Origin of the sequence: Streptomyces zhihengii (assembly GCF_016919245.1) — a bacterium.
GTDB classification, from domain to species: domain Bacteria; phylum Actinomycetota; class Actinomycetes; order Streptomycetales; family Streptomycetaceae; genus Streptomyces; species Streptomyces zhihengii.
This window is the reverse complement of record NZ_JAFEJA010000001.1, coordinates 3,249,366-3,269,787: the sequence shown is the minus strand read 5'-3', so window position 1 is coordinate 3,269,787 and position 20,422 is coordinate 3,249,366. Positions and strand designations below refer to the sequence as shown.

Genomic DNA, 20,422 nt, shown 5'->3' with positions numbered 1-20,422 from the left:
GGCCGGGATCGACAATGCGAGGCGGACTTTTCAGTGACCCGGATCGTGATCATCGGCGGCGGACCCGGCGGATACGAGGCGGCCCTGGTGGCCGCCCAGCTCGGCGCGGAGGTGACCGTCGTCGACTGCGACGGTCTGGGCGGGGCATCGGTGCTGACCGACTGCGTGCCGTCGAAGACCCTGATCGCCACGGCCGAGGTCATGACGACCTTCGACTCCTCCTACGAGGAACTCGGCATCATCGTGGCCGACGACACCCCGCACATCGAGCAGGCGGCCCGGGTCGTCGGCGTCGATCTCGGGAAGGTCAACCGCCGTGTGAAGCGCCTGGCGCTCGCCCAGTCGCACGACATCACCGCCTCCGTCACCCGGGCGGGCGCGCGGGTGATGCGCGGCCGCGGCCGGCTGGACGGGCAGCAGTCCGTGGACGGCTCCCGCAAGGTGATCGTGCGGGCCGGCGACGGCACCGAGGAGACGCTCACCGCGGACGCCGTGCTGATCGCGACCGGCGGCCACCCCCGCGAGATCCCGGACGCCCAGCCCGACGGCGAGCGCATCCTGAACTGGACGCAGGTCTACGACCTGACCGAGCTCCCGGAGGAGCTCATCGTGGTCGGCTCCGGTGTCACGGGCGCCGAGTTCGCGGGCGCCTACCAGGCCCTCGGCTCGCGGGTCACCCTGGTCTCCTCCCGCGACCGGGTCCTGCCGGGCGAGGACCCGGACGCGGCGGCGGTGCTGGAGGACGTGTTCCGCCGGCGCGGGATGAACGTGATGGCGCGCTCGCGCGCGGAGTCCGCCAAGCGCGTGGGCGACCGGGTCGAGGTCACCCTCTCCGACGGCCGGGTCATCTCCGGCACCCACTGCCTGATGGCGGTCGGCGCCATCCCGAACACCGCGGGCATGGGCCTGGAGGAGGCGGGGGTCCGGCTGAAGGACTCGGGCCACATCTGGACGGACAAGGTGTCGCGCACCTCGGCGCCGGGCGTCTACGCGGCCGGCGACGTCACCGGGATCTTCGCGCTGGCGTCGGTCGCGGCGATGCAGGGCCGCATCGCGATGTACCACTTCCTCGGCGACGCGGTCGCGCCGCTGAACCTCAAGACGGTGTCGTCCAACGTCTTCACCGACCCGGAGATCGCCACCGTCGGCTACACCCAGGCGGACGTGGACGCGGGCAAGATCGACGCCCGGGTCGTCAAGCTGCCGCTGCTGCGCAACCCGCGCGCCAAGATGCAGGGCATCCGGGACGGCTTCGTCAAGATCTTCTGCCGGCCGGGCACCGGGATCGTCGTCGGCGGCGTGGTCGTCTCGCCGCGCGCCTCGGAACTGATCCACCCCATCTCGATCGCGGTCGACAACAACCTGACGGTGGAACAGATCGCGAACGCGTTCACCGTGTACCCGTCTCTGTCGGGTTCGATCGCCGAAGTGGCACGTCAGCTCCACACCCGGAAGACCGAGGGCGAGGGCTGACGGCCCCCGCCGGGGGAAGAAACCCGGCGAACCCCGGGCACTCCGCGCGCGATGCGATCAACTGGGAGGCCGTCTATATCACTTGGCGGCCTCCCAAGTGCGCAATTTCCGATATCCGGTGCATAGAGCTGAAAACTGACGGGCGGTGGGGTTACTGTCAGTTTTGTGTTCGCTGCAGAACGTCGTCAGTTGATCCTCGAAATGGTGCGCGCCAACGGAGCCGTGTCGCTCCGGGAGCTCGCCCGCGTCGTCCAGACCTCCGAAGTGACCGTACGGCGGGACGTGCGGGCACTGGAGGCAGAAGGACTCCTCGACCGCCGCCACGGCGGTGCGGTCCTGCCGGGCGGATTCACCCGTGAATCCGGCTTCCCGCAGAAGTCCCTGTCCGCCACGGCCGAGAAGACGGCCATCGCCGACGTCGCCGCCGGCCTCGTCGAAGAGGGCGAGGCCATCGTCGTCGGCGCCGGGACGACCACGCAGGAGCTGGCCCGCCGGCTCGCCCGCGTCCCCGGTCTGACCGTCGTCACCAACTCCCTGCTGGTCGCCCAGGCGCTGGCGCACGCCAACCGGGTCGAGGTCGTGATGACCGGTGGCACGCTGCGCGGCTCCAACTACGCCCTGGTCGGCAGCGGTGCCGAGCAGTCCCTCCAGGGGCTGCGGGTGTCCCGCGCCTTCCTCTCCGGGAGCGGCCTCACGGCCGAGCGGGGCCTGTCCACCTCCAACATGCTCTCGGCGAGCGTGGACCGGGCGCTGGTGCAGGCCGCGGCGGAGGTCGTGGTCCTCGCGGACCACACCAAGCTCGGCACCGACACCATGTTCCAGACCGTGCCGACGGACGTGATCACCCGCCTGGTGACCGACGAGCCGCCGGTGCACGACGACCGGGCCGCGACGGAGCTCCAGGCGCTCGCGGACCAGGGCGTGCAGATCGCGGTCGCCGGGGCGGAGGCGCCCGCCGGGCCCGCCCGCCACGACGTCCCGCTCCCCGGCCAGCGCCGTACGCGTACGGGGCTGCGCAGCGCCGCCGGCGGGCTGTCGCCGGACGCCCACCCCGAGCGTCCGGCGGCCCGTGTCGCCGACCTCCGGCGCCGCTGAGCCCGCTCCGCGGTAGTGGCCGGCTCCGCGCGCGGGTGCGACCCCGTGGCTCGGAGGCTTTCGCCGGGCCGGGGCGTGGGCGGTCCGCCGGTGGATGCGCCCCTCTGGGGCTGGCTTCGGCCGGTTGTCGCTGCATCGCGCGCGGCGCGATGGCCTCCGCACGGGCCGGGCCGCCCGGGTTCCAACGGGCCGGACAGGGCGCTCGTGTGCGGCTGGGGCCGTCCGGGCCGGCGCGTCAGGCCGCGGGCGGACCGTCCGCCCGCAGCCCCCGCAGGGTGAGCGCGAGCAGCCGGTCCGGCAACTCCCTGTCGCCGGGGGTCTGTTCGGTGGCCAGGGCGATGGCGTTGGTGAGCTGCATCAGGTCGCCGATGGACACGTCGGACCGCACGGCGCCGCTCTCCTGCGCGCGCCGGAGCAGGCCCTCGCCGGCCTCGCGGAGCGGGATGCTGCAGGACGCCATCGCGGAACTGTCGTCGGCCGTACCGGACATGAGGGCCGTGGCCAGCCCCCGGTACTCGCCGGCGTGGGCGACGACCGCCCGCAGCCAGCCGACCAGCGCGGCGCAGGGCTGCTCGGCCTCCGCGAGTTCGCGCGAGCGCTCCAGCAGTTCGGCGAGCGCCTCCTGGAACACGGCGCTCATCATCGCGTGGCGGCTCGGGAAGTGGCGGTACAGGGTGCCGATGCCCACCCCCGAGCGGCGCGCGATCTCCTCCAGCGACGCGTCGGTGCCGCGTGCCGCGAACACGGCACGCGCCTCGGTGAGCAGTCGCTCGTAGTTGCGCCGCGCGTCGGCGCGCTTCGGCCTGGTCTCCGTCACACGTCAAGGATGCCGCACCCCGCCGCGTCGCCCGCCGGGCGGCCGCCCCCGGGGCCTTCCGCCGATCCGCCCCGGTCCGGAAGGGAGGCCGCGCGCGGGCGGGGCGCGGAGCCGGAAGCGATCCCGGACAGAGGCCCCGCGCGGCCGCCGGGGACGGCGCAGGGCCCCCGGTGCGTGGCACCGGGGGCCCTGCGACGTACGGCGGGAGGGCGGGTCAGTCCTTGATCTCGCAGATCGTCGCGCCCGACGTCAGGGACGCGCCGACCTCGGCGGCGAGGCCCTTGACGGTGCCGGAGCGGTGCGCGTTCAGCGGCTGCTCCATCTTCATGGCCTCCAGGACGACGATCAGGTCGCCCTCCTTGACCTCCTGGCCCTCCTCGACGGCCACCTTCACGATGGTGCCCTGCATCGGGGAGGCGAGGGTGTCGCCGGAGGCGGCGGAGGAGGACTTCTTCGCGGCCCGGCGCTTGGGCTTCGCGCCGGCGGCGAGGCCGGTGCGGGCGAGCGTCATGCCGAGCGACGAGGGGAGGGAGACCTCCAGGCGCTTGCCGCCGACCTCGACCACGATGGTCTCGCGGCCGGACTCGTCCTCGTCCGCCTCACCGGGGACGGTGAAGGGCTTGATCTCGTTGACGAACTCGGTCTCGATCCAGCGGGTGTGCACCCGGAACGGGTCGGCGGTGAAGTCCGGGTCCGCCACGACCGCGCGGTGGAACGGGATGGCCGTGGCCATGCCCTCGACCTCGAACTCGGCGAGCGCGCGGGCGGCGCGCTGGAGCGCCTGCTCGCGGGTGGCGCCGGTGACGATCAGCTTGGCGAGCAGCGAGTCCCACGCCGGGCCGATGACCGAGCCGGACTCGACGCCCGCGTCCAGGCGGACACCCGGGCCGGTCGGCGGACGGAAGGTGGTGACGGTGCCGGGCGCGGGCAGGAAATTGCGGCCCGGGTCCTCGCCGTTGATACGGAACTCGAAGGAGTGGCCGCGCACGGCGGGGTCGTCGTACCCCAGCTCCTCGCCGTCGGCGATGCGGAACATCTCGCGCACCAGGTCGAGGCCGGTGACCTCCTCGGTGACCGGGTGCTCCACCTGGAGGCGGGTGTTGACCTCCAGGAAGGAGATCGTGCCGTCCGCGGCGACCAGGAACTCGACCGTGCCGGCGCCGACGTAGCCGGCCTCCTTCAGGATCGCCTTGGAGGCGCGGTAGAGCTCGGCGTTCTGCTCGGCCGTCAGGAACGGGGCCGGGGCCTCCTCGACCAGCTTCTGGTGGCGGCGCTGGAGGGAGCAGTCACGGGTGGAGACGACGACCACGTTGCCGTGCCGGTCGGCGAGGCACTGGGTCTCGACGTGGCGCGGCTTGTCGAGGTAGCGCTCCACGAAGCACTCGCCCCGGCCGAAGGCGGCGACCGCCTCGCGGACGGCCGAGTCGTACAGCTCCGGCACCTCTTCCAGGGTGCGGGCGACCTTCAGACCGCGGCCGCCGCCGCCGAAGGCGGCCTTGATCGCGATGGGCAGGCCGTGCTCCTGGGCGAAGGCGACGACCTCGTCGGCGCCCGACACCGGGTCGGGAGTGCCCGCGACCAGCGGGGCGCCGGCGCGCTGGGCGATGTGGCGGGCCGCCACCTTGTCGCCCAGGTCGCGGATGGCCTGCGGGGGCGGTCCGATCCAGGTCAGCCCGGCGTCGAGGACGGCCTGGGCGAACTCGGCGTTCTCGGACAGGAAGCCGTAGCCGGGGTGGACGGCGTCCGCTCCCGAATCGGCTGCGGCCTGCAGCACCTTGGCCATGTCCAGATAGCTGGCGGCCGGGGTGTCACCGCCCAGGGCGAACGCTTCGTCGGCCGCCCGGACGTGCAGAGCGTCCCGGTCCGGGTCGGCGTAGACGGCTACGCTGGCGATCCCGGCGTCACGGCAGGCACGGGCGACGCGGACAGCGATTTCGCCACGGTTGGCGATGAGCACCTTGCGCACGATGGCTCCCTCCTTGAAACAAGCTGAGTTTAGGGACTGCCGACACGGCCTTTCGACCCGTCCCCATTGGTGAGCTTGCCCACACGGAGCGTGATTCGAGGCTCGCTGACCCGCGAAATCCCTTGTCGCACCAAGGTACGACGGGTTCCTCCCTCGCACAGTAGCCGCCCTGTGTGGTCAAGGTCTCTGTTCAAGAGGTCATCGGCCGAACAGGTTTCTTTGTGGAGTCCCTACGAATGGACCAATGATTCTTTGAGTCGTGGCCGGGTGTGCCGCATCTCTTGTCCCCGCGTTTACCGGTCAGTAGCGTGCGGGCTGTCGTACGTACTTCCGGTTGACGAGGGTTGGGGGCGCCGTGGTGCGCAGACCGGTGGCCGTGGTGGCTGCGCTTGTCCTGCTGGTGGAGGCCGCGGGCATCGTCGTGCTCAACGGCATCATGGCGAGGTTCGTCCAGGGGCAGAACATGTCCCTGGACGGGCTCGACACGGATGTGATGGCCGGCGGCACCTGGGGCCTGGGCATCGGCGGAGGGCTCTTCCTCCTGCTGTGCTCGGTGCTGCTGCTGCTCGCCGGCGTACGCGACCGGGCGCCCGGCCGCTTCGCCCGGATCGCGCTCATCTCCTGCGCCGTGCTCCACGGGGTGCTGGGCGCCCTGACGGTGGGTCTGGTCGGCTGGCCCGCGTTCACGTTCATGATGGTGGTGTTGGCGCTGATCGTCCTGCCGCTCGTCGCCTACGGGAAGCAGCCGCGCCAGAAGGCGCGCCCGGCGGGCCCGTCCGGTCCGGACGCGCCGGCGGCGGGGGCCGAGCCCGCGGCCGCCTGAGGCACCGCGGGCCCCGGGGTGCGGGACGCCTCAGACCCAGAGGTCGGTGATCTCGATCCCCAGTTCGGCGAGGAGCCTGCGCAGCAGCGGCAGCGACAGGCCGATGACGTTGCCGGGGTCGCCGTCGATGCCGTCGACGAACGGAGCGGAGAGCCCGTCGAGGGTGAACGCGCCCGCCACGTGCAGCGGTTCGCCGCTGGCCACGTAGGCCGAAACCTCGGCGTCCGACGGCTCGCCGAAGCGGACGGTGGTGGAGGCGGTGGCCGAGGCGCGGCGGCCGGTCGCGGTGTCGATCACGCAGTGGCCCGTCTGCAGGACGCCCGCCCTGCCGCGCATCGCCTTCCAGCGCGCCGTGGCCTCCTCGGCGTCGGCGGGCTTGCCGAGGGCCTGGCCGTCGAGTTCGAGGACGGAGTCGCAGCCGATGAGCAGCGACCCGGCGGCCTCCTCGCGGGCGGCGACGGCCGCGGCCTTCGCCTCGGCGAGCACGAGCGCCAGTTCGGCGGGGGTGGGCGCGGACAGCGCGTCCTCGTCGACTCCGCTGACGATGACGTGCGGGTCGAGTCCGGCCTGCTTGAGCAGGTTCAGCCGCGCGGGCGAGGCGGAGGCGAGCACGAGCCGGCGGCGGGGCGTGAGGGTCATGGGGGCCATCGTAGGCGGGCCCCCGGAGCCGGCCCCGGGGCGGCGGCCGGGGCGGGCGCGGGTCAGCGCAGGCCGGCGGAGAGCATCGCCACGAGCATGGCCAGCGCCAGCAGCAGACCGGCGCGGCGCAGCATCGCCTGCATGTCCCGCAGTTCCTTCGGGGGTTCGTTCTCGGGATCGGACCACAGCATGCCTTCGATCCTGCTGGCGCCGGGTCCGTGACGCCTGAGTATGCGTACTCAACCCTGGCCTCCGCCTCGTCCTCGGGTACTTCCCGGGGCCCCGGAGCCGGGGTCCGGCCGGGGCGGGATCAGCCCGCGGCGTCCGGTGCCTGCGACCGCAGGGCGCCGGCCCGGGCGGCCGCGAGGGCCGCTGCCGCGGCGCGGTCGGCGTCGGGGGGCGAGAGCGGTTCGCGGCTGACGGCGAACCGGTAGTAGAGCGGCGCGGAGACGGCGCGCAGGACCTCCACCGGGTCGGTCCCGGCGGGGATCTCGCCGCGGGCCAAGCCGCGTTCGGCCACCGCGGCCCAGGTCTCCAGGCGGGTCGCGTAGAAGCCGCGCAGGGCTTCGGCGCACTCCTCGTCGCAGGCCGCCGCCGCGATCACCGCGGCGAACACCGGGCCCATGCGCGGGTCGGTGAGCGTGTCGAGGACGAGGCGGGCGTTGGCGCGCAGGTCGCCTTCGAGCGATCCGGTGTCGGCGGCGGGCAGCGACTGCTCGGCCATGTCCCGGAGCAGGTCGGCGACGAGCCCGGTGGCCGAGCCCCAGCGCCGGTAGACGGTGGTCTTGCCGACGTCGGCGGCGGCGGCGATCCGGTCGAGGTTCAGGGCGTGGAAGCCGTCGTCCACCAGGGCGTTCCGGGTGGCCTCCAGGACGGCGGCGCGGACCTTGGCGGTGCGGCCGCCGGGGCGGACGGTACCGGGTACGGCGTTCAAACGGGACTCCAGTTCCATTAGGAGGGCTGACGGTGCTACGGTCTCCTCGTCATCCTAATGGAACTCGATGCCCATTAAGGGGTCCCGCATGTCGTCCCTGTCCCCGATGCCCATGCGATCCGTCTCCCGTGCCTGGACCGCGGCCTGGGCCGCCTCTCCCCAGGCGCCCAGCACCGGCTTCACCCCCAACTGGTCCCAGGAGGGCTTCTCCGCGCAGACCGTGCGCCAGGTCGTCCGCCTCACCGCCGGCGGCGGCCGGCTGCGCGTCCGCCTCTCCCACGCGTACGGCACCTCGCCCCTGCCGCTCACCGGCGCCACCGTCGCGCGCCCGGCGGGCGGGGCGGCCGTCGAGCCCGGCTCGGTCCGGGCGCTCACCTTCGGCGGCCGGCCCGGCGCTTCGGTCCCCGCGCGCGGCGAACTGCTCAGCGACCCGGTGGACTTCGCGACCGAGGCGCTCGACGCCGTGACCGTCTCCCTGCACTTCGCCGGGACCACCGGCCCCGCCACCTTCCACGCCCAGGCGTGGACCGACTCCTGGCGCGCCGCCGGCGACCGGCTCACCGCGCCCGGCGGCGAGTCCTTCGGGGAGCGGACCGCGTCCTGGTACCACCTGAGCGCGGTGGAGACCGACGCCGGCCGCGACGACGGCGTGGTCCTGTTCGGCGACTCGATCACCGACGGCTTCGGCTCCACCCACGGCGCCGACCGGCGCTGGTCCGACGCGCTCGCCGAACTGACCGGACGGCCCGTGCTCAACGCGGGGATCGGCGGCAACCTGCTGCTCAACGACTCGGCCTGGTACGGCGAGCGCGGCACCGCCCGCTTCGCCCGCGACGTGCTCGCCGCGCCGGGCGTCTCCACCGTCGTCGTCCTCGAAGGCCTCAACGACATCGGCTTCGCCGAGGCCCCGCAGGAGCCCACCTACCGCCCGGCGCCCCGCGTCACGGCCGGGGAACTCGTCGCGGGGTACCGGCGGCTCATCGCCGCGGGGCACGAGCGCGGGCTGCGGGTCGTGGGCGCCACGCTGCTGCCGCTCGGCGGCTCCGACCACTGGGGGCCGCACTCCTCCCGGGCCGCCCGCGAGACCAACGACTGGATCCGCTCCTCGGGCGAGTTCGACGCCGTCGTCGACCTCGACCGGGCGCTCGCCGACCCCGTGGACCCGCGGCGCCTCCACCCCGCCTACGACAGCGGCGACCTGCTCCACCCCGACGACAAGGGCTACCGGGTCATGGCCGAGGAGGTCGCCGCGGTCCTGTGAGCGCCCGGCAGGCGAACGGCGCACGCGGACCCGGCGGGACGCGCCCCCGACGCGCTCGGCGCACGACGGGCGCAGACACGCCCCCGGCGACAGGCGCCACCGCGGCCCGGCACGCGCCCCCGGCGCGCCCGGCCTGCGCCTGGCGGCCCGGCACGCACCCGGCGCCGCAAGCGGGCGCGGGCGCGCGGAAGGGCCGGGTCCGCGGGGGACCCGGCCCTTCGCCGTGCCGTCACGCCCTACGACGGCCAGTAGCTGCGCACCCAGGACCGCGGGCCGGGCATCGGCCTGCGGGTGCGGGCGATGCGGGAGGGATCGGACCAGCCCTCCGGCACGGCGTCGCTCGTCCCGGCCGCGGCCGCCGCGCTCGCAGCGGCCCGCGCCTGCACCACCGCGACGGCGGCGGCCAGCTCCTCGGGGGTCGGGTTGCCCCGTACGACCTTGATCATTTCGGCGGCCTCCTGGCAGGGGTCCTAGAGGGGGATGTTGCCGTGCTTCTTGGGCGGCAGGCTCTCCCGCTTGGTGCGGAGCTGCCGCAGACCCTTCACGATCTGGGCGCGCGTCTCGGAGGGCATGATCACCCCGTCGATGTACCCGCGCTCGGCGGCCGTGTACGGGTTGAGCAGCGCGTCCTCGTACTCCTGGATGAGCCGCGCCCGGGTGGCCTCCTGCTCCTCGGCGCCCTCGGCGGCGGCGATGGTGCGGCGGTGCAGGATGTTCACCGCGCCCTGCGCGCCCATGACCGCGATCTGCGCCGTCGGCCAGGCCAGGTTGAGGTCGGCGCCCAGGTGCTTGGAGCCCATGACGTCGTACGCGCCGCCGAACGCCTTGCGGGTGATCACCGTGATCAGCGGGACGGTCGCCTCGGCGTACGCGTAGATCAGCTTCGCGCCGCGCCGGATGATGCCGCCGTACTCCTGGTCCACGCCCGGCAGGAAGCCGGGGACGTCGACGAAGGTCAGCACCGGCACGTTGAACGCGTCGCAGGTGCGCACGAAGCGGGCGGCCTTCTCGGAGGCGTCGATGTCCAGGCAGCCGGCGAACTGCATCGGCTGGTTGGCCACGATGCCGACCGGGAAGCCCTCGACACGGCCGAAGCCGGTGACGATGTTCGGCGCGAACAGCGCCTGGGTCTCCAGGAACTCGCCCTCGTCCAGGACGTGCTCGACGACCGTGCGGATGTCGTACGGCTGGTTCGCCGAGTCCGGGATGAGGGTGTCCAGCTCCCGGTCCTCGTCGCTGACGGCCACATCGGCGGTCTCGGGGAAGGACGGGGGCTCGGAGAGGTTGTTCGACGGCAGGTACGACAGCAGCGACTTGACGTACTCGATCGCGTCCTTCTCGTCGCCCGACATGTGGTGCGCCACACCCGAGGTGGTGTTGTGGGTGCGGGCGCCGCCGAGCTCCTCGAAGCCGACGTCCTCGCCGGTGACGGTCTTGATGACGTCCGGGCCGGTGATGAACATGTGCGAGGTCTGGTCCACCATCACCGTGAAGTCGGTGATCGCGGGCGAGTAGACCGCACCGCCCGCGCAGGGGCCGACGACCAGCGAGATCTGCGGGATCACACCCGAGGCGTGGGTGTTGCGGCGGAAGATCTCGCCGTACATGCCGAGCGCGCTCACACCCTCCTGGATGCGGGCGCCGCCGGAGTCGTTGATGCCGACGACCGGGCAGCCGGTCTTCAGCGCGAAGTCCATGACCTTGATGATCTTCTGGCCGTACACCTCGCCGAGCGCCCCGCCGAAGACGGTGAAGTCCTGCGAGAACACCGCCACCGGCCGGCCGTCGACGGTGCCGTAGCCGGTGACCACGCCGTCCCCGTAGGGGCGGGTCTTCTCCAGGCCGAAACTGATGGAGCGGTGCCGGGCGAACTCGTCGAGCTCCACGAACGAGTCCTCGTCGAGCAGCAGGGCGATCCGCTCCCGGGCGGTCAACTTGCCTTTGGCGTGCTGCTTTTCCACCGCGCGCGCGGAGCCGGCGTGCGTCGCCTCGTCGATACGGCGCTGAAGATCCGCGATCTTGCCCGCGGTGGTGTGGATGTCGATGGCTTCCGGCTCGGACATCGGGATGCGGCTCCCTGGCTGGTCACGGGGACGGACGGTAACGGAAGGAAGAAGCGGTTCCGTTGCTACTGGTTCGTAGCGTATCGGCGCGGATACCGTTCGGCAGTGCGGCGTTTGCCACACCTAGTCTGGGTTGCATGACGCAAGGCAATGCGCCTGACGGCGCACCCGCGAGCCGCTGGTCCGACCTCGACCGACCTCCCCTGAACGTCCCCGCGCTCCGCCGGGGGCTGCTGGTCCCCGGCTCGCTGTGGACCTCGTTCGACGTGGTCGCCTCGACCGGATCGACCAACTCCGACCTCGCCGCACGGGCGGCGGAGCTGCCCGAGGGCGCGGTGCTGGTCGCCGAGGAGCAGACCGCGGGACGGGGGCGCCTGGACCGCAGCTGGATCGCGCCGGCGCGATCCGGGATCTTCCTCTCGGTGCTGCTGCGCCCCGGCGCGGGCGTGCCCGTCGAGCGCTGGGGCTGGCTGCCGCTGCTGGCCGGCGTCGCCGCCGCCACCGGTCTCGCCCGGGCCGCCGGCACCGACATGTCCCTCAAATGGCCCAACGACCTGCTGGTCACCGTCCGTGGCGAGGAACGCAAGACCGGCGGCATCCTCGCCGAGCGCGCGGGCGAGGACGCGGTCGTCCTCGGCATGGGCATCAACGTCTCCCTGCGCGCCGGGGAACTCCCGGTGCCCGCGGCGGGCTCGCTCGCCCTGGCGGACGCCGTCTCCACCGACCGCGACCCGCTGCTGCGGGCCGTGCTGCGCTCCCTGGAGCACTGGTACGGCGAATGGCGCGCGGCGGGCGGCGACCCGGCCGCGTCCGGGCTCCAGGCGGCCTACGCGGCGGGCTGCGCGACCCTCGGCCGCACCGTCCGCGCCGAGCTCCCGGGCGGCACCTCGGCCACGGGCGAGGCCGTCGCGATCGACGGCGACGGCCGCCTGGTCATCGCCCTGCCCGACGGCACCCGGACCACGGTCGGCGCGGGCGACATCGTCCATCTGCGCCCCGCCTGACCTCCGCGCGCGGCCCGTCCCCGCCGGGGGCGGGCCGTGGCCGCGCACCGCCGCCGCGCCCGCGCGCCGTGGGCACGCACCGCGTACGGCGTATACCGGATACGGCGGGGGACGGGTCCGCCGCCGGGACGTGAGCTGGGGCACACCTGCCGTATCGTTGAGGCGATCGAGCGACAGATCGGCAGGTACGTGCGCAGGGAACGGGCAGGAGGCGGCTGGTGACCGTCGACGACACCACTTCCGGCGCGGGCGCGCAGCCGCCGCGGGACTCCGGGTCCCAGGGCGCGTCCTCGGCGTCATCGGGCTCCCAGGGGGCCGTGCACCCGCCGCACCACGAGGTCGACCACACGGCGGAGCCGTCCGACGACCCGCTGGCCATCCGGCTGGAACAGCTCATCCTCGGCGCCGAGCGCCGCTACACCCCCTTCCAGGCCGCCCGCACGGCCGGTGTCTCCATGGACCTGGCCTCGCGCTTCTGGCGCGCCATGGGCTTCGCCGACATCGGCCAGGCCAAGGCCCTCACCGAGGCCGACGTGCTCGCCCTGCGGCGGCTCGCCGGTCTCGTGGAGGCGGGGCTGCTGAGCGAGCCGATGGCGATCCAGGTCGCGCGCTCCACCGGGCAGACCACCGCCCGGCTGGCCGAGTGGCAGATCGACTCGTTCCTGGAGGGCCTCACCGAGCCGCCCGAGCCGGGCATGACCCGCACCGAGGTCACCTACCCCCTGGTCGAGCTGCTGCTGCCGGAGCTGGAGGAGTTCCTCGTCTACGTCTGGCGGCGCCAGCTCGCCGCGGCCACCGGCCGCGTGGTGCAGGCCGCCGACGACGAGGAGATGGTCGACCGCCGGCTGGCCGTCGGCTTCGCCGACCTCGTGGGCTTCACCCGGCTGACCCGCCGCCTGGAGGAGGAGGAACTGGGCGAGCTGGTCGAATCGTTCGAGACCACCTGCGCCGACCTGGTGGCCGCGCACGGCGGCCGGCTGATCAAGACCCTCGGCGACGAGGTCCTCTACGCGGCGGACGACGCGCGCACCGCCGCCGAGATCGCGCTCCGGCTGATCGACGCGATGACCCAGGACGAGACGATGCCGGCGCTGCGCGTGGGCATCGCCTTCGGCACGGTCACCACCCGCATGGGCGACGTCTTCGGCACCACGGTGAACCTGGCGAGCCGGCTCACCTCGATAGCGCCGAAGGACGCCGTGCTGGTGGACGGCGCCTTCGCGGAGGAGCTGATCAGGACGGGGGACGCCCCCGCGTCCGAGACGGAGGCCGCCGCCGCGGAGAAGGAGAGCGACGAGCCCTCGCCGTACCGCTACGGACTCCAGCCGATGTGGCAGCGCCCGGTGCGCGGTCTCGGCGTGGTGGAGCCGTGGCTGCTGGGGCGCAGGCCGGCGGGCTGACGGCGGGCTGACGGCGGGCTGAGGGCGGGCTGAGGGCGGGCGTCTCCCGGACGGCCGGCGGCGGGTCCTATGATCCCTGTGAACCATCGTTAACCGGGAGGGTGGGCCGTCATGCCGGAGTCCGAGCAGAGGTTCGGGGAGTTCGTCGCGGTACGCAGGCACGAGCAGGGCCATGTCGCCGAGCTGGTGCTGGACCGGCCGAAGGCCATGAACGCCGTGTCGACCGACATGGCCGTCTCCATCGGCGCGGCCTGCGCGGCCCTCGCCGCCGACCGGGACGTCCGCGTCACCGTGCTGACCTCCAGCAACGAGCGCGCGTTCTGCGTGGGCGCCGACCTCAAGGAGCGCAACTCCTTCTCCGACGCCGACCTGGTGCGCCAGCGCCCCACGGCGCGCGGCGCCTACACCGGCGTGCTGGAGCTGCCCATGCCCACCGTCGCCGCCGTGCACGGCTTCGCCCTCGGCGGCGGGTTCGAGCTGGCGCTCTCCTGCGACGTGATCGTCGCCGACGCGACCGCGGTGGTGGGGCTGCCCGAGGTCTCCGTGGGCGTCATCCCCGGGGGCGGCGGCACCCAGCTCCTGCCCCGGCGCGTCGGGGCGGCGCGCGCCGCGGAGCTCGTCTTCACCGCGCGCAAGGTGGAGGCGGCGGAGGCCCGCGAGCTGGGCCTCGTCGACGTCCTCGCCGACGACGCCCGCACCGAGGCCCTCGCGCTGGCCGCCCGGATCGCCGTCAACTCGCCGGTGGGGCTGCGCAACGCGAAGAAGGCGATGCGCCTGGGCCAGGGGCTCGACCTGCGCGCCGGCCTGGAGGTCGAGGACGCCGCCTGGCGTGCCACCGCCTTCTCCGGCGACCGCGCGGAGGGCGTCGCCGCCTTCAACGCCAAGCGCCGCCCGTCCTGGCCCGGCGAGTAGCCCCTGGCCTTCTTCAGCCCCGCCGGCGTTCGAGGCGCGGGGTGCGGGGCGGAGCCCCGCTGGACCGGGGTGTGTGGGCGGGGGCGGTGCGCGTCCGGTGGGTGGGGTGCGGCCTGCGGCCGTGTCCGCGATCGCCGGGCGGGCTGGAGGTGCCCCGTTCCGGGCGAGTAGCCCCTTGGCTTTCTTCAGCCCCGCCGGCGTTTGAGGCGCGGGGTGCGGGGCGGTGCCCCGCCGGGGCGGGTTGTGTGGGCGGGGGCGGTGCGTGCCGGTGGGTTGGGTGCGGCCTGCGGCCGTGTCCTCGATCGCCGGGCGGGCTGGAGTAGCCCGCGTCACCGCTCAAAGCGGGGCAAAGCTCCCTAAGCTGGGGTGATGGCTGAGGATCGGCGGCTGCGGGCCGTGGTGGCACTGGCGCAGGCGATGGCGGCCGCCCACACTCCTCGCGAGTCCTGGCGGGCCGCGGCGCTCGGGGCGTGTGTCGCGCTCGACAGCACCTTCGGGGCGCTCTCCGTCTGGGAGAGGGAGCGCGGCCGGCTCAAGGTGCTCGTCAACGCCGGGCAACGGGCCGAGGGCGAGGAGGAGTTCCCCGAGTCCGAGACCTACCCGGTGAATCGTTTCCCCGAGATCACCGAGTTCCTCCACGAGCAGTGGGCCGGCGGCGGCGAGCCGGACGCCTGGGTGGAGACCGCCGACGGGCCCGCCACCGACGGCCACGGCTACTGCCACCAGCGCGTCTCCGCCCTGCGCCGCCGCCGCCGCGGCTGCTGCGTGGTCGCCCCGATCGTGCTGCACGGGCGGGCCTGGGGCGAGCTGTACGTGGCCCGGCCGGTCGGCGCGCCCGTGTACGGCCGCGAGGACGCCGACTTCGCGGCCGTCCTCGCCTCCGTCGTGGCCGCCGGCATCGCCCAGACCGAGCGGCTGGAGGAGGTCCGCCGGCTCGCCTTCACCGACCCGCTCACCGGACTCGCCAACCGCCGGGCCGTGGACAGCCGGCTGGACGAGGCGCTGGAGCGGCACCGCAGGGACGGTGTCGTCGTCAGTCTGGTGGTGTGCGACCTGAACGGGCTCAAGCAGGTCAACGACACCCTGGGCCACTCCGTCGGGGACCGTCTGCTGGAACGGTTCGGCTCGGTGCTCTCGCGCTGCGGCGCGGTGCTGCCGGGGGCTCTCGCGGCCCGTCTCGGGGGTGACGAGTTCTGCCTGGTGGCCGAGGGGCCGCCCGCCGACGACGTGATCGCGGCCGCCGCCGAACTGTGCGTACGGGCCGGAGAGCTGGAACTCGGCGCCGGTGTCGCCTGCGGGGTCGCGTCGACCGGCGACCCGATCGGGCAGGTGGTCTCCGGCCGCCGGCTGTTCCGGCTGGCCGATGCCGCGCAGTACCGGGCCAAGGCGGCGCGCTCGCCGGGCCCCGTGGTGGCCGGCCGGGACGGCACGGTGCTGCGGCTCGCCGACTCCCCGCCGCGCGCCCCGCAGGACCGCCGCCGCTTCCGTGACGCCAGCCCGGAGGACGACGCCGAGGCCCGGGAGCCCTGGAGCGAGCCCTGACGCCGCCGCCCGCCCCGGGGCACGGCGCGGACGTCCGCGCAGGCCGGCGGCGTGCGGCCGGGCCGTAAGGGGCGGAACCGGCGACTACTGGTGACAGGTTGGGATTCAGTCCGTAGGCTTCTGAATATGGATATGCACACTGTGGTGGTGGGGACGTCCGGTACCACCGCCGATGACGTCGTCGCCGTGGCCCGCCGGGACGCCCGCGTCGAGATCGCCGCCGAAGCCGTCGCCGCGCTCGCCGCGGCCCGTGCCGTCGTGGACGCCCTGGCCGCCAAGCCCGAGCCCGTCTACGGCGTCTCCACCGGCTTCGGCGCCCTGGCCACCCGGCACATCAGCCCCGAGCTGCGTGCCCAGCTCCAGCGCAACATCGTCCGCTCGCACGCCGCCGGCATGGGGCCGCGCGTCGAGCGCGAGGTCGTGCGCGCGCTGATGTTCCTGCGCCTGAAGACCGTCTGCTCCGGCCGCACCGGCGTCCGCCCCGAGGTCGCGCAGACCATGGCCGACCTGCTGAACGCGGGCATCACGCCCGTCGTCCACGAGTACGGCTCCCTCGGCTGCTCCGGCGACCTCGCACCGCTCTCGCACTGCGCCCTGGCCCTCATGGGCGAGGGCGACGCCGAGGGCCCCGACGGCACCGTGCGGCCCGCCGGCGAGCTGCTCGCCGCCCACGGCATCCAGCCCGTCGAGCTGCGCGAGAAGGAGGGCCTCGCCCTCCTCAACGGCACCGACGGCATGCTCGGCATGCTGATCATGGCCCTCGCCGACCTCGAACGGCTCTACAAGTCCGCCGACGTCACCGCGGCCCTCTCCCTGGAGGCCCTGCTCGGCACCGCCCGGGTCCTCGCCCCCGAACTGCACGCCATCCGGCCGCACCCCGGCCAGGGCGCGTCCGCGGCCAACATGCTCGCCGTCCTGGAGGGCTCCGGCCTCACCGGCCACTTCCAGGAGGAGGAGGCGCCGCGCGTCCAGGACGCCTACTCCGTGCGCTGCGCCCCGCAGGTCGCGGGCGCGGGCCGGGACACCATGGCCCACGCCCGCCTCGTCGCCGACCGCGAGCTCGCCTCCGCCGTCGACAACCCGGTGATCCTGCCCGACGGCCGCGTCGAGTCCAACGGCAACTTCCACGGCGCGCCCGTCGCGTACGTGCTCGACTTCCTCGCCATCGCCGCCGCGGACCTCGGATCCATCGCCGAGCGCCGCACGGACCGGCTGCTCGACAAGAACCGCTCGCACGGCCTGCCGCCGTTCCTCGCGGACGACGCGGGCGTCGACTCCGGTCTGATGATCGCCCAGTACACGCAGGCCGCCCTGGTCAGCGAGATGAAGCGGCTCGCCGTCCCGGCGTCGGCCGACTCCATCCCGTCCTCCGCGATGCAGGAGGACCACGTCTCCATGGGCTGGTCCGCCGCGCGCAAGCTGCGCACCGCGATCGGCAACCTCAACCGGATCGTCGCCGTCGAGCTGTACGCGGCGACCCGGGCCATCGAGCTGCGCCGCCATCTGACGCCGGCCCCGGCCTCCCGGGCGGCCATCGCCGCCCTGCGGGCCGCCGGCGTCGAGGGCCCCGGCCCCGACCGCTTCCTCGCGCCCGACCTGGAGGCCGCGGACGCCTTCGTGCGGGACGGCAGGCTCCTCGCGGCCGTGGAGCCCGTGACGGGCCCCCTGGCCTGACGCCTGGGGCCTGACGCCTGACGCCTGACGTCTGGGGCCTGGGGCCTCCCGGGCCCCGCGCCGCCCCGGTCCGCCTCCCGCGGCCCGGGGCGGACGCGCGGGGGCGGGTGCCCGGCGGCACGGCGGTGCGGGGGAGTGCCCTCGGAGCGCGCGGGCGTGGCTCCGGGGAAGTCCTCGGAGCGCGTAGGCGTGGCTCGCGGGGAGTGCCATCGGAGCGCGCGGGCGTGGCTCGCGGGGAGTGCCCTCAGAGCGCGTAGGCGTGGCTCCGGCGCACCGAGTACGCCACGAAGCCCGCTCCGATCGCGAGGAAGGCCGAGCCGCCGATCACGTACGGCGTGGTGTCCATCCCGGCACCTGTGTCCGCGAGCCGCAGCTCCTCGCCGGCGGCCTCGGCGGCCGCGGCCCGGGCGGCGGCGTCCTGCGCCCGCTCCTGGCCGGCGGCCGGTCTCTCGGCGGTCGCGTTCGCCGAAGGGACGAACCACAGCGCGCACAGGAGGCTCCCTGCGGCGGTCGCGGTCAGCAGCGGTCGACGTGCGACGGACACGAACTCGATCCCCTTTGAGACATCGTCGAATCGGTGGCTGCGCCGATGCTAGTGAACGCAGCGGGTCGTGGGAAAGCGGCGGGGGCCGGGCCCCCTACGCTCCGGACCATGAGCACTTCTGAGACATCACGGTTTGTGCGCCTGCGCGTGGAGCTGGTGCTGGAGATCGAGGAGCCCGAGGCCCTGACGGGGGCCGCGCTGGAGCGGATCGCCGCCGACGAGTTCATGCCGGACGAGGAGCGCGCGCACGCCCGTGCCGCGGTGCGCGAGGACGAGGCGGAGGCGCTGGCGTACCTGGTCGACCCGTTCGACCTGGTCGCCGAGGTGCCCGGGGTGGACCTGGCCCAGGCGTCCTGGAGCAGCGAGCAGATCGACTACGACCCGGACGACGAGGAGTGGGAGCTCGACGACGAGGCCGACGACGCCGACGACGCCGACGAGACGGAGGACGACGAGGCCGAGGACGGCGACGCGGCCCGGGTCTGACGGCGTCGGCCGGGGGCCGGACCCGGTACGGGGGCGGGTCCGGCGCGGGGGATGATGGAGGGGGACACGCGGCGCGCCCGCGGATCCCCGTGATCGGCGGGCTCCGGCCCGGGGCCCGATCGGCATGCTTCGGATCCGGATCGTCGGGCAGGCGAACCAGGAGCAGGCCAGTCGCGTGCCTCACAGTGAGGGCTCCGCTGCAACCGGCGGCCCACGAGCCGCGTCGATCAGATCGACGAGGCGGACGCCGGATGTGTCGGGGGTCACGCCGGCGGCAGTGTTCTTGCCCACATCCCTTGCGGATGGGGAACCGGATGCCCCGTTATGGGGATTGTCCGTAGTGACGGTCAGGGGAATCGGCAACGATGGAGAAGCGTGTGATGACGGACAGCAAGCGGCGCAAGGGCCTCGTGGTCGCGTCCGCGGTCCTCGGCGGCGTAATGGTCCTTTCCGCCTGCAGCGGCGGCGACAAGGAAGCCGGCTCCGCCGACAGCTCGAAGGCGTCACAGGCCCAGGTGGACGAGGCGGCCGCCAAGGAGGTCTCCAAGGCCCGAATAGCGATCTCGCCGAAGAACGGCTCCGACAACGCCAGCATCAACAACGCCGCCAAGGTCACCGTCTCCGACGGCACCCTGACCGAGGTCACCATGACCACGGCCGACGGCGCCCCGGTCGAGGGCACCCTCGCCGGCGACGGCAAGAGCTGGAAGCCGTCCGCCCCGCTGAAGCGCTCCACCACCTACAAGATCGCCGCCACGGCGAAGGACTCCGCGGGCCTGGAGGCCCACGAGAACTCCTCCTTCACCACCGTGTCGCCGGACAACAGCTTCATCGGCAACTTCACGCCCGAGGACGGGTCGACCGTCGGCGTCGGCATGCCGGTCTCCCTCAACTTCAACAAGGCGATCACCGACAAGAAGGCCGTCCAGTCGGGCATCACCGTCACCTCCAGCGCCGGGCAGGAGGTCGTCGGCCACTGGTTCAACAACCAGCGCCTCGACTTCCGTCCCGACCAGTACTGGACCGAGAACTCCACGGTCACCCTGAAGCTCGCCCTGGACGGCGTCGAGGGCGCGGACGGCGTGTTCGGCGTCCAGCAGAAGACCGTCACCTTCAAGATCGGCCGCAACCAGGTCTCCACCGTCGACGTCGCCACCAAGACGATGACGGTCACCCAGGACGGCAAGACGATCAAGTCCATCCCGATCTCCGCCGGCTCGCCCGACAACCCGACCTACAACGGTCAGATGGTGATCTCCGAGAAGTTCAAGGAGACCCGGATGAACGGCGCCACCGTCGGCTTCACCGACGACGACGGCAAGGGCGAGTACGACATCAAGGACGTCCCGCACGCCATGCGGCTGTCCACCTCCGGCACCTTCATCCACGGCAACTACTGGGGTGCCGACTCCGTCTTCGGCAACGCCAACACCAGCCACGGCTGCGTCGGTCTGAACGACGTCAAGGGCGCCGGCGACCCGAACCAGGCCGCCGCCTGGTTCTACGACAACTCGCTCATCGGTGACGTGGTCGTCGTCAAGAACTCCAAGGACAAGGTGATCCAGCCCGACAACGGCCTGAACGGCTGGAACATGGCCTGGTCGCAGTGGAAGGCCGGCTCCGCCGTCTGATCCCGCCCGTCCTACCGCGAAGGCGGCGGTCCCGTGCACCGGGGCCGCCGCCTTCGCCGTGCCGGCGCGTGTGCCCGTGCCCCGTGCGGGTGTCCGGGGCAGGTGTCCGAGTCCGGCCGCGCGCCCCGAAATTGACCTGCGCCGCCCGGACGCCCGAC

19 protein-coding genes are annotated in these 20,422 nt (G+C 73.7%); 11 read left to right on the top strand and 8 right to left on the bottom strand.

Going from position 1 to position 20,422, the window contains the following annotated elements:
- Window positions 1–33 precede the first annotated feature (33 nt).
- Both JE024_RS13480 and JE024_RS13475 read left to right on the top strand, forming a co-directional pair.
- Entirely contained in the window at window positions 34–1,473 is a 1,440-nt protein-coding gene (locus JE024_RS13480) for an NAD(P)H-quinone dehydrogenase (RefSeq protein WP_205373829.1), read from the top strand.
- 201 nt (window positions 1,474–1,674) lie between these two features.
- A complete protein-coding gene (locus JE024_RS13475; protein WP_244883168.1) occupies window positions 1,675–2,568 on the top strand; it encodes a DeoR/GlpR family DNA-binding transcription regulator in 894 nt (297 codons plus the stop codon).
- 235 nt (window positions 2,569–2,803) lie between these two features.
- On the opposite strand, the gene JE024_RS13470 is transcribed toward JE024_RS13475, so the two are convergent.
- Both JE024_RS13470 and JE024_RS13465 read right to left on the bottom strand, forming a co-directional pair.
- Window positions 2,804–3,385, bottom strand: coding sequence for a TetR/AcrR family transcriptional regulator (locus JE024_RS13470; RefSeq protein WP_205373827.1), 582 nt, complete (start codon window positions 3,383–3,385; stop codon window positions 2,804–2,806).
- A gap of 214 nt (window positions 3,386–3,599) precedes the next feature.
- A complete protein-coding gene (locus JE024_RS13465) occupies window positions 3,600–5,351 on the bottom strand; it encodes an acetyl/propionyl/methylcrotonyl-CoA carboxylase subunit alpha (protein WP_205373826.1) in 1,752 nt (583 codons plus the stop codon).
- Window positions 5,352–5,721: 370 nt separating this feature from the next.
- Between JE024_RS13465 and JE024_RS13460 the strand changes: the two genes are divergently transcribed.
- Window positions 5,722–6,174 carry a hypothetical protein gene (locus tag JE024_RS13460; RefSeq protein ID WP_244883167.1) on the top strand — a complete coding sequence of 151 codons (453 nt, stop codon included), beginning with the start codon at window positions 5,722–5,724 and terminating at the stop codon, window positions 6,172–6,174.
- Between the two features lie 30 nt (window positions 6,175–6,204).
- On the opposite strand, the gene JE024_RS13455 is transcribed toward JE024_RS13460, so the two are convergent.
- The 3 genes from JE024_RS13455 to JE024_RS13450 all read right to left on the bottom strand — a co-directional run bounded on the left by JE024_RS13455 (window position 6,205) and on the right by JE024_RS13450 (window position 7,765).
- Complete coding sequence (locus tag JE024_RS13455) at window positions 6,205–6,813, bottom strand: nucleoside triphosphate pyrophosphatase (protein WP_205373825.1); 609 nt, start codon at window positions 6,811–6,813, stop codon at window positions 6,205–6,207.
- 62 nt (window positions 6,814–6,875) lie between these two features.
- Window positions 6,876–7,004, bottom strand: a complete 129-nt coding sequence (gene mmpB / locus JE024_RS41930; protein ID WP_280521559.1) for a morphogenic membrane protein MmpB — start codon at window positions 7,002–7,004, stop codon at window positions 6,876–6,878.
- A gap of 119 nt (window positions 7,005–7,123) precedes the next feature.
- Window positions 7,124–7,765 (bottom strand): TetR/AcrR family transcriptional regulator, encoded by a 642-nt coding sequence (locus JE024_RS13450; RefSeq protein ID WP_205373824.1) that lies wholly within the window; start codon window positions 7,763–7,765, stop codon window positions 7,124–7,126.
- 70 nt (window positions 7,766–7,835) lie between these two features.
- On the opposite strand from JE024_RS13450, the gene JE024_RS13445 reads away from it, so the two are divergent.
- Window positions 7,836–9,008 (top strand): SGNH/GDSL hydrolase family protein, encoded by a 1,173-nt coding sequence (locus JE024_RS13445; protein ID WP_244882825.1) that lies wholly within the window; start codon window positions 7,836–7,838, stop codon window positions 9,006–9,008.
- A 236-nt stretch (window positions 9,009–9,244) separates the two neighbouring features.
- Here JE024_RS13445 and JE024_RS13440 read toward each other — a convergent pair whose 3' ends face one another.
- Together JE024_RS13440 and JE024_RS13435 are read right to left on the bottom strand one after the other, a co-directional pair.
- The gene (locus JE024_RS13440; protein WP_205373823.1) at window positions 9,245–9,454 is read right to left on the bottom strand and encodes an acyl-CoA carboxylase subunit epsilon; all 210 of its coding nucleotides are present in this window, start codon (window positions 9,452–9,454) and stop codon (window positions 9,245–9,247) included.
- Window positions 9,455–9,478: 24 nt separating this feature from the next.
- Complete coding sequence (locus JE024_RS13435; RefSeq protein ID WP_205373822.1) at window positions 9,479–11,071, bottom strand: acyl-CoA carboxylase subunit beta; 1,593 nt, start codon at window positions 11,069–11,071, stop codon at window positions 9,479–9,481.
- Window positions 11,072–11,208: 137 nt separating this feature from the next.
- Between JE024_RS13435 and JE024_RS13430 the strand changes: the two genes are divergently transcribed.
- From JE024_RS13430 to hutH, 5 genes are all read left to right on the top strand, one after another.
- Window positions 11,209–12,075 (top strand): biotin--[acetyl-CoA-carboxylase] ligase, encoded by an 867-nt coding sequence (locus JE024_RS13430; protein ID WP_205373821.1) that lies wholly within the window; start codon window positions 11,209–11,211, stop codon window positions 12,073–12,075.
- A 218-nt stretch (window positions 12,076–12,293) separates the two neighbouring features.
- A complete protein-coding gene (locus JE024_RS13425; RefSeq protein WP_205373820.1) occupies window positions 12,294–13,475 on the top strand; it encodes an adenylate/guanylate cyclase domain-containing protein in 1,182 nt (393 codons plus the stop codon).
- A 111-nt stretch (window positions 13,476–13,586) separates the two neighbouring features.
- Complete coding sequence (locus JE024_RS13420; protein WP_205373819.1) at window positions 13,587–14,387, top strand: enoyl-CoA hydratase/isomerase family protein; 801 nt, start codon at window positions 13,587–13,589, stop codon at window positions 14,385–14,387.
- 369 nt (window positions 14,388–14,756) lie between these two features.
- Window positions 14,757–15,929, top strand: coding sequence for a GGDEF domain-containing protein (locus tag JE024_RS13415; RefSeq protein WP_205373818.1), 1,173 nt, complete (start codon window positions 14,757–14,759; stop codon window positions 15,927–15,929).
- 132 nt (window positions 15,930–16,061) lie between these two features.
- Window positions 16,062–17,603, top strand: coding sequence for a histidine ammonia-lyase (gene hutH, locus JE024_RS13410; RefSeq protein WP_205376528.1), 1,542 nt, complete (start codon window positions 16,062–16,064; stop codon window positions 17,601–17,603).
- Window positions 17,604–17,847: 244 nt separating this feature from the next.
- Here hutH and JE024_RS13405 read toward each other — a convergent pair whose 3' ends face one another.
- Window positions 17,848–18,147, bottom strand: a complete 300-nt coding sequence (locus tag JE024_RS13405) for a hypothetical protein (RefSeq protein WP_205373817.1) — start codon at window positions 18,145–18,147, stop codon at window positions 17,848–17,850.
- Between the two features lie 108 nt (window positions 18,148–18,255).
- On the opposite strand from JE024_RS13405, the gene JE024_RS13400 reads away from it, so the two are divergent.
- Together JE024_RS13400 and JE024_RS13395 are read left to right on the top strand one after the other, a co-directional pair.
- Window positions 18,256–18,633 (top strand): hypothetical protein, encoded by a 378-nt coding sequence (locus JE024_RS13400; protein WP_205373816.1) that lies wholly within the window; start codon window positions 18,256–18,258, stop codon window positions 18,631–18,633.
- 365 nt (window positions 18,634–18,998) lie between these two features.
- Window positions 18,999–20,264 carry a L,D-transpeptidase gene (locus tag JE024_RS13395; protein ID WP_205373815.1) on the top strand — a complete coding sequence of 422 codons (1,266 nt, stop codon included), beginning with the start codon at window positions 18,999–19,001 and terminating at the stop codon, window positions 20,262–20,264.
- Window positions 20,265–20,422: the final 158 nt, after the last annotated feature.